Source organism: Pseudomonas sp. Y3 TE3536 (assembly GCF_053629175.1).
The window spans coordinates 2,820,463-2,832,523 of the sequence record NZ_JBRJHU010000001.1; the positions used below are offsets into that span (position 1 = coordinate 2,820,463).

Sequence of the window (12,061 nt, forward strand, 5' to 3'; positions counted from 1 at the left end):
AAAAATTGGCAATAATTTTTCTTGACTTGTAGCCGCCAAATCACAAGAATCCAACTTCCGCTGTAGAGGGACTGCCAGAAGCAGACCCGCTAAGCAGATCATGAGGCGCACACCCGCGCCGACCTGTTACACCCCGCAACGCGTTACCTCGCGCTGGGTGGGAAAACCCCGCAACACTCTGGGGCGCTCCCAATACTTGCTCAGTCAGTGCTGACGTTCGCTCATGCTCTGCTTGGCAGTAAACCTATTAAGACCCGTCCACTAGGGACGGTATTCTGGCGTTTTAGAGGTGAACAACGTGGAGCTTTTATCTGGCGCTGAGATGGTCGTCCGCTTCTTGCGTGACGAAGGCGTTAAGCACATCTACGGGTACCCTGGCGGTGCTCTCCTTCATGTTTACGATGCCCTGTTCAAGGAACCGGAAGTCGAACACATCCTGGTTCGTCACGAACAGGCTGCAACCCATATGGCGGACGGCTACGCCCGTGCTACCGGCAAGGCCGGTGTGGTGCTGGTAACCTCCGGCCCGGGTGCGACCAATGCCATTACCGGCATTGCCACCGCCTACATGGATTCGATTCCGATGGTCATTCTGTCCGGCCAGGTGCCTAGCACCATGGTGGGTACCGATGCCTTCCAGGAAACCGACATGATTGGCATCTCGCGGCCGATCGTGAAGCACAGCTTCATGATCAAAAACGCCACCGAGATCCCAGAAGTTCTGAAAAAAGCCTTCTACCTGGCGCAATCCGGCCGTCCTGGCCCGGTCGTGGTCGACATTCCAAAAGATATGACCAACCCGGCCGAGAAGTTCGAATACGTCTACCCGAAGAAGGTCAAGCTGCGCTCCTACAGCCCGGCGGTCCGTGGCCACTCCGGCCAGATCCGCAAGGCCGCCGAGATGCTGCTGGCGGCCAAGCGCCCGATCGTTTACGCCGGCGGCGGCGTGATTCTGGGTGGCGGCTCCGAAGCCCTGACCGAAATCGCCAAATCGCTGAACCTGCCGGTTACCAATACCCTCATGGGTCTGGGTGGCTTCCCGGGTACTGACCGTCAGTTCCTCGGCATGCTCGGCATGCACGGCAGCTTCACGGCCAACATGGCCATGCACAATGCTGACGTCATCTTTGCCGTCGGTGCGCGTTTCGATGACCGTGTGGTCAACGGCCCGGCCAAGTTCTGCCCGAATGCCAAGATCATCCACATCGACATCGACCCTGCGTCGATTTCCAAGATGATCAAGGCCGACGTGCCTATCGTTGGCCCAGTCGACAGCGTCTTGACCGAGATGCTCGGCATCCTCAAGGAAATCGGCGAGCAGCCTGACAAGGCCGCCGCAGAAGCCTGGTGGAAGCAGATCGATGAATGGCGTGGCGACGGCGACCTGTTCCCTTACAACAAAGGTGATGGCAGCGTCATCAAGCCGCAGACCGTGATCGAAACCCTGTGCGAAGTGACCAAAGGCGATGCCTTTGTTACCTCCGACGTGGGCCAGCACCAGATGTTCGCGGCGCAGTACTACCGCTTCAACAAGCCGAACCGCTGGATCAACTCCGGTGGCCTGGGCACCATGGGCTTCGGTTTCCCGGCGGCGATGGGCGTCAAGCTCAACTTCCCGGACCAGGACGTGGCATGCGTGACCGGCGAAGGCAGTATCCAGATGAACATCCAGGAACTGTCCACCTGCATGCAGTACGGCCTGCCGGTGAAAATCGTCAACCTGAACAACGGCGTGCTGGGCATGGTCCGCCAGTGGCAGGACATGGCGTACAACGGCCGTCACTCGCACTCCTATGTCGAGTCGCTGCCTGACTTCATCAAGCTGGCCGAGGCCTATGGTCATGTGGGTATCCGCATCACCAGCCTGAAAGACCTCAAGCCGAAGCTGGAAGAGGCATTCGCGATGAAAGACCGTCTGGTGTTCATCGACATCGCGGTTGACCGTACCGAGCACGTCTATCCGATGCAGATCAAGGATGGCTCGATGCGTGACATGTGGCTGAGCAAGACGGAGCGTACCTGATATGCGGCACATCATTTCCTTGCTGCTGGAAAACGAACCCGGTGCCTTGTCTCGCGTCGTTGGCCTGTTCTCCCAGCGTAACTACAACATTGAAAGCCTGACCGTGGCGCCGACCGAAGACCCGACCTTGTCGCGTCTGACGCTGACCACCGTTGGCCATGACGAAGTGATCGAACAGATCACCAAGAACCTGAACAAGCTTGTCGAAGTGGTAAAGCTTGTCGACCTGTCGGAAAGTGCTCACATCGAGCGTGAACTGATGCTGGTCAAGGTCAAGGCCACCGGAGCCCAGCGGGCCGAGATCAAGCGCACCACGGACATTTTCCGTGGCCAGATCGTCGATGTGACCGCCAGTGTGTACACCGTGCAACTGAGCGGCACCAGCGACAAACTGGACAGCTTCATCCAGGCCATCGGCACCGCATCGATTCTCGAAACCGTGCGCAGTGGCGTCACCGGCATTGCCCGTGGCGACAAAGTGCTCAGCATCTAAATTCAAAAATTAGCGATGGCTCCGCAGGGGCCGAGATATAACCAGGGGTATTTTCATGAAAGTTTTCTACGATAAAGACTGCGACCTTTCCATCATCCAGGGTAAGAAAGTCGCCATCATCGGTTACGGTTCCCAAGGCCACGCCCAGGCGTGCAACCTGAAAGACTCCGGTGTAGACGTTACCGTCGGTCTGCGTAAAGGCTCGGCCACCGTTGCCAAGGCAGAAGCCCACGGCCTGAAAGTGGCCGACGTGGCTACCGCTGTCGCTGCTGCCGACCTGGTCATGATCCTGACTCCGGACGAGTTCCAAGGCGCTCTGTACAAGAACGAGATCGAGCCGAACATCAAGAAAGGCGCAACCCTGGCCTTCTCCCACGGCTTCTCGATCCACTACAACCAAGTCGTGCCACGTGCCGACCTCGACGTGATCATGATCGCGCCGAAAGCCCCGGGCCACACCGTGCGCTCCGAGTTCGTCAAAGGCGGCGGCATCCCTGACCTGATCGCTATCTACCAGGATGCTTCGGGCAACGCCAAGAACGTTGCGCTGTCCTACGCCGCAGGCGTGGGTGGCGGCCGTACCGGCATCATCGAAACCACCTTCAAGGACGAGACTGAAACCGACCTGTTCGGCGAGCAGGCTGTTCTGTGCGGCGGTACCGTCGAGCTGGTCAAAGCCGGTTTCGAAACCCTGGTTGAAGCGGGCTACGCGCCAGAAATGGCCTACTTCGAGTGCCTGCACGAGCTGAAGTTGATCGTTGACCTCATGTACGAAGGCGGTATCGCCAACATGAACTACTCGATCTCCAACAACGCCGAGTACGGTGAGTACGTCACCGGCCCAGAGGTCATCAACGAAGAATCCCGCAAGGCCATGCGCAACGCTCTGAAGCGCATCCAGGACGGCGAGTACGCGAAGATGTTCATCTCCGAAGGTGCTACCAACTACCCATCGATGACCGCCAAGCGTCGTAACAACGCTGCCCACGGCATCGAAATCATCGGCGAGCAACTGCGTTCGATGATGCCTTGGATCTCGGCGAACAAGATCGTCGACAAAGCCAAGAACTAAGTTTCTTGCAACATGAAAAACGCGGCTTCGGCCGCGTTTTTTCGTTTAGGCAGCCGGCATCTGGTATAAAGCAGACCAGTGGCCTGCCGTCAGAACCTGTTTCGCAGGCCCGTGTCGAACATATTCCACCCTGTTGCAAGGTACCCTACATGAGCGAACGTCCCGAAGAGCCGAACAAGCCCTCCGACGCCGAAAGCCTGCTACCTGTCGATGAGCACATTGAAGAGGGCCATGACGCCGAAGGGCGCAAGGTCCGGCATCGCGGCATCTATCTGCTTCCTAACCTGTTCACCACCGCCAACCTGTTCGCCGGCTTCTACTCCATCATCAACTCGATGAGCGCGCAGAGCGCGTTGAGTGCTGGCGACCCGCGCGAGGCAAGCAAGTACTTCGCCTTTGCCGCCATCGCCATCTTCGTCGCCATGGTGCTCGATGGCCTGGATGGCCGAGTGGCTCGCATGACCAATACCCAAAGCGCCTTCGGGGCCGAGTACGACTCGCTGTCGGACATGGTCGCCTTTGGTGTTGCCCCGGCGTTGCTGGCCTTTGGCTGGGCGTTGGGTGACATGGGCAAGGTCGGCTGGATGGTTGCCTTCATCTATGTGGCTGGCGCTGCTTTGCGCCTGGCGCGTTTCAATACCCAGGTGGGCACCGCCGACAAGCGTTACTTCATCGGCCTGGCAAGCCCGGCGGCTGCAGGTGTGGTCGCAGGCACCGTATGGGCCTTCAGTGACTACGGTATCCAGGGCTCCAAGCTGTCGTTCCTGGTGGCGCTGCTGGTAGCGGCGGCTGGCATGTTGATGGTCAGCAACATCAAGTACAACAGCTTCAAGGAACTCGACCTCAAAGGGCGTGTGCCGTTCGTGGCCATCCTGGCGGTGGTCCTGGTGTTCGCGGTGGTATTCAGCGACCCGCCCCGCATCCTGCTGCTGATCTTCCTTGCCTACGCGGCTTCGGGGCCGATCCAGTTCTTGCTGCGGTCTCGCCGTCGCAAGTCGTGACAATGATTTAATGATGGAATAACCCTCCGGCTCCATAGTCTTACTGGTACATCCGTTATCCAGTGCTATGGAGCCGTCCATGCTCATCAAGCTTCCCAGGTCATCCGAGTGCAAGGCGTCGGAGATCACGCCCGAAGGTCTCTATCTTTCTCGTCGCACCGTGCTCGGTGGCTCGCTGGCGGGCCTTGCCCTGGGCGCGCTACCGAGCCTGGGGCATGCCGCCGAGGTCAGTCGCTACGCCGATGTCGAGGCGGGCGCTGCACCCGCCTGGTTCAGTGACAAGCTTGCGGCGACGCGGTGGCAGGCGGTAACGGTCAAGGATGAGGCGATTACCCCCTTCAAGGACGCGACCCACTACAACAACTTCTATGAGTTCGGGCCCGACAAGGGTGACCCGGCTGCCAATGGCGGCAGCTTGCAGACCGAGCCTTGGTCTGTGGTGATCGATGGTGAGGTCGGCAAGCCCGGGCGCTATGCCCTGGAAGACTTCGTCAAACCTTATCAGCTCGAAGAGCGCATCTACCGGTTGCGCTGTGTCGAGGCGTGGTCGATGGTCATCCCCTGGCTTGGCTTCCCGCTGGCGCAAGTACTCAAGCAAGTGGAACCGACATCCAACGCGCGCTACGTGCGCTTCGAAACATTGAAAGACCCACAGCATATGCCAGGGCAACGCTCAGGCTTCGCCTTAATCGACTGGCCCTATAGAGAAGGGCTGCGCCTGGATGAGGCCATGCACCCGTTGGCGATTCTGGCGGTGGGTATGTATGGCCGCGAGCTGGCCAACCAGAATGGCGCGCCGTTGCGCTTGGTGGTGCCATGGAAGTACGGGTTCAAGAGCATCAAGTCGATCGTGCGGATCAGCCTGGTGGCCGAGCGCCCGCAAACGACCTGGGAGGGGCTGGCGCCAGATGAGTATGGCTTCTATGCCAACGTGAACCCCGAGGTCGATCACCCGCGCTGGACCCAAGCGCGTGAGCGGCGCCTGCCAAGTGGCCTGTTCAGCCCCAACGTACGGCCAACGCAAATGTTCAACGGCTACGCCGACGAGGTGGCTTCGCTGTATGCCGGCCTCGACCTGCGGAAGAACTATTGATGCGCTATCCCTGGTTGCGCCTGGCCATCTTTATAGTGGGGTGTGTGCTGCCACTCTGGTGGTTGTATGAGGCTGCGATGAACCTGCTGGGGCCGGACCCAGGGAAGATCCTGATGGACCGGCTGGGGTTGGGCGCGCTGACGTACCTGCTGGTGACCTTGAGCATGACGCCGCTGCAGCGGCTGACAGGGTGGTCGGGCTGGATCGTCGTGCGCCGCCAACTGGGGTTGTGGTGTTTTGCCTACATCGTGCTGCACATCCTTTGTTACCTCTTCTTTATTCTGGGGCTGGACTGGGGGCAGTTCGCTGTCGAGCTGCGTAAGCGGCCCTACATTATTGTGGGGGCGCTTGGCTTCCTCGGGTTGTTGGCGCTGGCGGTAACCTCCAATCGGTATAGTCAGCGCCGGCTGGGTGCGCGGTGGAAGAAGCTGCATAAGCTGGTGTATGTGATTCTCGGCTTGGGGCTGCTGCATTTCCTGTGGATCGTGCGTTCGGATCTGCGTGAGTGGGCGATCTATGCCGGCATTGGTGCCGTGTTGATGGCGCTGCGTATTCCTGCAGTCGCACGGCGTGTTCCTCGGGTGATCAGCGGGCGGGGGAGGGTGGTTTGAAACATTCTTGAAATAAAGGGTTGACGGGGTTTCGAATCCCCTTATAATGCGCCCCACTTCCAGCGTGATTGGAACGAGAAACTCCTTGAGTATCAACGAGTTAATCGATTCAGGTAGTGTTGAAAGGGCTTCGATCGAAAGATCGTCAGCGGTTGAAATGGTGGTTGACAGCGCTTCTAAACGCTGTATGATTCGCCTCCCGCTACGAGAGATCGCAGCGAGCCAAGTGTTTGAAGCTAAACGAGTTTCTCGCGAAAAACTTCAAAATAAACGCTTGACAGGCTCTGAGGAAAGCGTAGAATGCGCGCCTCGGTTGAGACGAAAAGTTCTTAACCAAACGCTCTTTAACAAATTGAATCAAGCAATTCGTGTGGGTGCTTGTGAGTACGGACTGATAGTCAAAAAGATTATCAGCATCACAAGTGACCATGCGAGAAATCACATAGTCATTTGAGATTGCTGAGCCAAGTTTAGGGTTTCTTAAAAACCCAAGCAGTATTGAACTGAAGAGTTTGATCATGGCTCAGATTGAACGCTGGCGGCAGGCCTAACACATGCAAGTCGAGCGGGTGAGAAGAGCTTGCTCTTCGATTCAGCGGCGGACGGGTGAGTAATGCCTAGGAATCTGCCTGGTAGTGGGGGACAACGTTTCGAAAGGAACGCTAATACCGCATACGTCCTACGGGAGAAAGCAGGGGACCTTCGGGCCTTGCGCTATCAGATGAGCCTAGGTCGGATTAGCTAGTTGGTGGGGTAATGGCTCACCAAGGCGACGATCCGTAACTGGTCTGAGAGGATGATCAGTCACACTGGAACTGAGACACGGTCCAGACTCCTACGGGAGGCAGCAGTGGGGAATATTGGACAATGGGCGAAAGCCTGATCCAGCCATGCCGCGTGTGTGAAGAAGGTCTTCGGATTGTAAAGCACTTTAAGTTGGGAGGAAGGGCAGTAAGCGAATACCTTGCTGTTTTGACGTTACCGACAGAATAAGCACCGGCTAACTCTGTGCCAGCAGCCGCGGTAATACAGAGGGTGCAAGCGTTAATCGGAATTACTGGGCGTAAAGCGCGCGTAGGTGGTTTGTTAAGTTGAATGTGAAAGCCCCGGGCTCAACCTGGGAACTGCATCCAAAACTGGCAAGCTAGAGTACGGTAGAGGGTGGTGGAATTTCCTGTGTAGCGGTGAAATGCGTAGATATAGGAAGGAACACCAGTGGCGAAGGCGACCACCTGGACTGATACTGACACTGAGGTGCGAAAGCGTGGGGAGCAAACAGGATTAGATACCCTGGTAGTCCACGCCGTAAACGATGTCAACTAGCCGTTGGAATCCTTGAGATTTTAGTGGCGCAGCTAACGCATTAAGTTGACCGCCTGGGGAGTACGGCCGCAAGGTTAAAACTCAAATGAATTGACGGGGGCCCGCACAAGCGGTGGAGCATGTGGTTTAATTCGAAGCAACGCGAAGAACCTTACCAGGCCTTGACATGCAGAGAACTTTCCAGAGATGGATTGGTGCCTTCGGGAACTCTGACACAGGTGCTGCATGGCTGTCGTCAGCTCGTGTCGTGAGATGTTGGGTTAAGTCCCGTAACGAGCGCAACCCTTGTCCTTAGTTACCAGCACGTTATGGTGGGCACTCTAAGGAGACTGCCGGTGACAAACCGGAGGAAGGTGGGGATGACGTCAAGTCATCATGGCCCTTACGGCCTGGGCTACACACGTGCTACAATGGTCGGTACAGAGGGTTGCCAAGCCGCGAGGTGGAGCTAATCTCACAAAACCGATCGTAGTCCGGATCGCAGTCTGCAACTCGACTGCGTGAAGTCGGAATCGCTAGTAATCGCGAATCAGAATGTCGCGGTGAATACGTTCCCGGGCCTTGTACACACCGCCCGTCACACCATGGGAGTGGGTTGCACCAGAAGTAGCTAGTCTAACCTTCGGGAGGACGGTTACCACGGTGTGATTCATGACTGGGGTGAAGTCGTAACAAGGTAGCCGTAGGGGAACCTGCGGCTGGATCACCTCCTTAATCGACGACATCAGCCTGCTGATGAGCTCCCACACGAATTGCTTGATTCATTGTCGAAGACGATCAAGACCCTATATAGGTCTGTAGCTCAGTTGGTTAGAGCGCACCCCTGATAAGGGTGAGGTCGGCAGTTCAAATCTGCCCAGACCTACCAGTATTTGGGGCCATAGCTCAGCTGGGAGAGCGCCTGCCTTGCACGCAGGAGGTCAGCGGTTCGATCCCGCTTGGCTCCACCACTCTTGCAGTACTTGATCAAACTCAGAAATGAGCATTCGCTTCGAATGTTGATTTCTGGCTTTTGTCAGATCGTTCTTTAAAAATTCGGATATGTGATAGAAATAGACTGAACACTACTTTCACTGGTAGTGGATCAGGCTAAGGTAAAATTTGTGGGCTCGAAAGAGCAAAACGAATTTTCGGCGAATGTCGTCTTCACAGTATAACCAGATTGCTTGGGGTTATATGGTCAAGTGAAGAAGCGCATACGGTGGATGCCTTGGCAGTCAGAGGCGATGAAAGACGTGGTAGCCTGCGATAAGCTTTGGGGAGTCGGCAAACAGACTGTGATCCAGAGATCTCTGAATGGGGGAACCCACTCAGCATAAGCTGAGTATCTTGTACTGAATACATAGGTGCAAGAGGCGAACCAGGGGAACTGAAACATCTAAGTACCCTGAGGAAAAGAAATCAACCGAGATTCCCTTAGTAGTGGCGAGCGAACGGGGACCAGCCCTTAAGTTGGTTTGAGATTAGTGGAACGCTCTGGAAAGTGCGGCCATAGTGGGTGATAGCCCCGTACACGAAAATCTCTTATCAATGAAATCGAGTAGGACGGAGCACGAGAAACTTTGTCTGAATATGGGGGGACCATCCTCCAAGGCTAAATACTACTGACTGACCGATAGTGAACTAGTACCGTGAGGGAAAGGCGAAAAGAACCCCGGAGAGGGGAGTGAAATAGATCCTGAAACCGTATGCGTACAAGCAGTGGGAGCCTACTTGTTAGGTGACTGCGTACCTTTTGTATAATGGGTCAGCGACTTATATTCAGTGGCGAGCTTAACCGAATAGGGGAGGCGTAGCGAAAGCGAGTCTTAATAGGGCGTTTAGTCGCTGGGTATAGACCCGAAACCGGGCGATCTATCCATGGGCAGGTTGAAGGTTAGGTAACACTGACTGGAGGACCGAACCGACTACCGTTGAAAAGTTAGCGGATGACCTGTGGATCGGAGTGAAAGGCTAATCAAGCTCGGAGATAGCTGGTTCTCCTCGAAAGCTATTTAGGTAGCGCCTCATGTATCACTGTAGGGGGTAGAGCACTGTTTCGGCTAGGGGGTCATCCCGACTTACCAAACCGATGCAAACTCCGAATACCTACAAGTGCCGAGCATGGGAGACACACGGCGGGTGCTAACGTCCGTCGTGAAAAGGGAAACAACCCAGACCGTCAGCTAAGGTCCCAAAGTCATGGTTAAGTGGGAAACGATGTGGGAAGGCTTAGACAGCTAGGAGGTTGGCTTAGAAGCAGCCACCCTTTAAAGAAAGCGTAATAGCTCACTAGTCGAGTCGGCCTGCGCGGAAGATGTAACGGGGCTCAAACCATGCACCGAAGCTACGGGTATCACCTTTTGGTGATGCGGTAGAGGAGCGTTCTGTAAGCCTGTGAAGGTGAGTTGAGAAGCTTGCTGGAGGTATCAGAAGTGCGAATGCTGACATGAGTAACGACAATGGGAGTGAAAAACTCCCACGCCGAAAGACCAAGGTTTCCTGCGCAACGTTAATCGACGCAGGGTTAGTCGGTCCCTAAGGCGAGGCTGAAAAGCGTAGTCGATGGAAAACAGGTTAATATTCCTGTACTTCCAGTTATTGCGATGGAGGGACGGAGAAGGCTAGGCCAGCTTGGCGTTGGTTGTCCAAGTTTAAGGTGGTAGGCTGAGATCTTAGGCAAATCCGGGATCTCAAGGCCGAGAGCTGATGACGAGTTGCCTTTAGGCGACGAAGTGGTTGATGCCATGCTTCCAAGAAAAGCTCCTAAGCTTCAGATAACTGGGAACCGTACCCCAAACCGACACAGGTGGTTAGGTAGAGAATACCAAGGCGCTTGAGAGAACTCGGGTGAAGGAACTAGGCAAAATGGCACCGTAACTTCGGGAGAAGGTGCGCCGGCGAGGGTTAAGGACTTGCTCCGTAAGCCCATGCCGGTCGAAGATACCAGGCCGCTGCGACTGTTTATTAAAAACACAGCACTCTGCAAACACGAAAGTGGACGTATAGGGTGTGACGCCTGCCCGGTGCCGGAAGGTTAATTGATGGGGTTAGCGCAAGCGAAGCTCTTGATCGAAGCCCCGGTAAACGGCGGCCGTAACTATAACGGTCCTAAGGTAGCGAAATTCCTTGTCGGGTAAGTTCCGACCTGCACGAATGGCGTAACGATGGCGGCGCTGTCTCCACCCGAGACTCAGTGAAATTGAAATCGCTGTGAAGATGCAGTGTATCCGCGGCTAGACGGAAAGACCCCGTGAACCTTTACTATAGCTTTGCACTGGACTTTGAATTTGCTTGTGTAGGATAGGTGGGAGGCTTTGAAGTGGGGACGCCAGTTCTCATGGAGCCATCCTTGAAATACCACCCTGGCAACTTTGAGGTTCTAACTCAGGTCCGTTATCCGGATCGAGGACAGTGTATGGTGGGTAGTTTGACTGGGGCGGTCTCCTCCCAAAGAGTAACGGAGGAGTACGAAGGTGCGCTCAGACCGGTCGGAAATCGGTCGTAGAGTATAAAGGCAAAAGCGCGCTTGACTGCGAGACAAACACGTCGAGCAGGTACGAAAGTAGGTCTTAGTGATCCGGTGGTTCTGTATGGAAGGGCCATCGCTCAACGGATAAAAGGTACTCCGGGGATAACAGGCTGATACCGCCCAAGAGTTCATATCGACGGCGGTGTTTGGCACCTCGATGTCGGCTCATCACATCCTGGGGCTGAAGCCGGTCCCAAGGGTATGGCTGTTCGCCATTTAAAGTGGTACGCGAGCTGGGTTTAGAACGTCGTGAGACAGTTCGGTCCCTATCTGCCGTGGACGTTTGAGATTTGAGAGGGGCTGCTCCTAGTACGAGAGGACCGGAGTGGACGAACCTCTGGTGTTCCGGTTGTCACGCCAGTGGCATTGCCGGGTAGCTATGTTCGGAAGAGATAACCGCTGAAAGCATCTAAGCGGGAAACTTGCCTCAAGATGAGATCTCACTGGGATCTTGAATCCCCTAAAGGGCCGTCGAAGACTACGACGTTGATAGGTTGGGTGTGTAAGCGCTGTGAGGCGTTGAGCTAACCAATACTAATTGCCCGTGAGGCTTGACCATATAACACCCAAGCAATTTGCTAACGCAGATTGCGGTGGTGAAGACGAAAGACCCGAAAGTTCGTAACCACACATATCGCATATCCGAATTCGCTGGGCTGTCCATCTGGACATTCTGGCTACAGAATTTCTTGACGACCATAGAGCATTGGAACCACCTGATCCCATCCCGAACTCAGTAGTGAAACGATGCATCGCCGATGGTAGTGTGGGGTTTCCCCATGTGAGAGTAGGTCATCGTCAAGATTCATTTCGCAAAACCCCTATCTGCGCAAGCAGGTAGGGGTTTTGTCTTTTGGGCTGGAAAAGATTTGTCGCCATGCCCGCCATAACCCCGGGCATGCCCCGTGATATGGTTCCGCATCAGAACCCACCG

At 55.6% G+C, this 12,061-nt stretch carries 7 protein-coding genes, 2 tRNA genes and 3 rRNA genes; all 12 read left to right on the forward strand.

From position 1 onward, the window contains the following. Positions 1-298 precede the first annotated feature (298 nt). The 12 genes from AB7M33_RS12735 (at position 299) to rrf (ending at position 11,931) form a co-directional block, all read left to right on the forward strand. Positions 299-2,023, forward strand: a complete 1,725-nt coding sequence (locus AB7M33_RS12735; RefSeq protein ID WP_027594993.1) for an acetolactate synthase 3 large subunit — start codon at positions 299-301, stop codon at positions 2,021-2,023. A gap of 1 nt (position 2,024) precedes the next feature. Further along, positions 2,025-2,516 carry an acetolactate synthase small subunit gene (gene ilvN / locus AB7M33_RS12740; protein WP_003250040.1) on the forward strand — a complete coding sequence of 164 codons (492 nt, stop codon included), beginning with the start codon at positions 2,025-2,027 and terminating at the stop codon, positions 2,514-2,516. A gap of 55 nt (positions 2,517-2,571) precedes the next feature. After that, on the forward strand, positions 2,572-3,588 hold the full coding sequence (gene ilvC, locus AB7M33_RS12745; RefSeq protein ID WP_027594992.1) for a ketol-acid reductoisomerase: 1,017 nt from the start codon (positions 2,572-2,574) through the stop codon (positions 3,586-3,588). A 149-nt stretch (positions 3,589-3,737) separates the two neighbouring features. After that, the gene (pssA, locus tag AB7M33_RS12750) at positions 3,738-4,589 is read left to right on the forward strand and encodes a CDP-diacylglycerol--serine O-phosphatidyltransferase (RefSeq protein ID WP_027594991.1); all 852 of its coding nucleotides are present in this window, start codon (positions 3,738-3,740) and stop codon (positions 4,587-4,589) included. A gap of 79 nt (positions 4,590-4,668) precedes the next feature. Next, a complete protein-coding gene (gene msrP, locus AB7M33_RS12755) occupies positions 4,669-5,682 on the forward strand; it encodes a protein-methionine-sulfoxide reductase catalytic subunit MsrP (protein WP_265969256.1) in 1,014 nt (337 codons plus the stop codon). Further along, a complete protein-coding gene (msrQ, locus tag AB7M33_RS12760; RefSeq protein WP_099430464.1) occupies positions 5,682-6,293 on the forward strand; it encodes a protein-methionine-sulfoxide reductase heme-binding subunit MsrQ in 612 nt (203 codons plus the stop codon). Before msrP ends, msrQ begins: the two co-directional genes overlap by 1 nt. An 85-nt stretch (positions 6,294-6,378) precedes the next feature. Then, complete coding sequence (locus tag AB7M33_RS12765; protein WP_454242929.1) at positions 6,379-6,747, forward strand: hypothetical protein; 369 nt, start codon at positions 6,379-6,381, stop codon at positions 6,745-6,747. A gap of 46 nt (positions 6,748-6,793) precedes the next feature. Next, positions 6,794-8,330: ribosomal RNA gene (locus AB7M33_RS12770) — 16S ribosomal RNA — on the forward strand. Positions 8,331-8,407: 77 nt separating this feature from the next. After that, positions 8,408-8,484: transfer RNA gene (locus tag AB7M33_RS12775), tRNA-Ile, on the forward strand. Between the two features lie 6 nt (positions 8,485-8,490). Beyond that, positions 8,491-8,566 (forward strand) — tRNA-Ala (locus AB7M33_RS12780). Positions 8,567-8,794: 228 nt separating this feature from the next. Then, positions 8,795-11,686: ribosomal RNA gene (locus AB7M33_RS12785) — 23S ribosomal RNA — on the forward strand. A gap of 129 nt (positions 11,687-11,815) precedes the next feature. Further along, positions 11,816-11,931 (forward strand): 5S ribosomal RNA (rrf, locus tag AB7M33_RS12790). The 16S, 23S and 5S rRNA genes sit together here with 2 tRNA genes alongside, the layout of an rRNA operon. Positions 11,932-12,061: the final 130 nt, after the last annotated feature.

Bases quoted from the DNA above. Each gene is read 5' to 3' on its own strand.
- ilvC (WP_027594992.1), top strand. From the start codon at position 2,572: ATGAAAGTTTTCTACGATAAAGACTGCGACCTTTCCATCATCCAGGGT.
- msrQ (WP_099430464.1), top strand. From the start codon at position 5,682: ATGCGCTATCCCTGGTTGCGCCTGGCCATCTTTATAGTGGGGTGTGTG.
- pssA (WP_027594991.1), top strand. From the start codon at position 3,738: ATGAGCGAACGTCCCGAAGAGCCGAACAAGCCCTCCGACGCCGAAAGC.
- msrP (WP_265969256.1), top strand. From the start codon at position 4,669: ATGCTCATCAAGCTTCCCAGGTCATCCGAGTGCAAGGCGTCGGAGATC.
- ilvN (WP_003250040.1), top strand. From the start codon at position 2,025: ATGCGGCACATCATTTCCTTGCTGCTGGAAAACGAACCCGGTGCCTTG.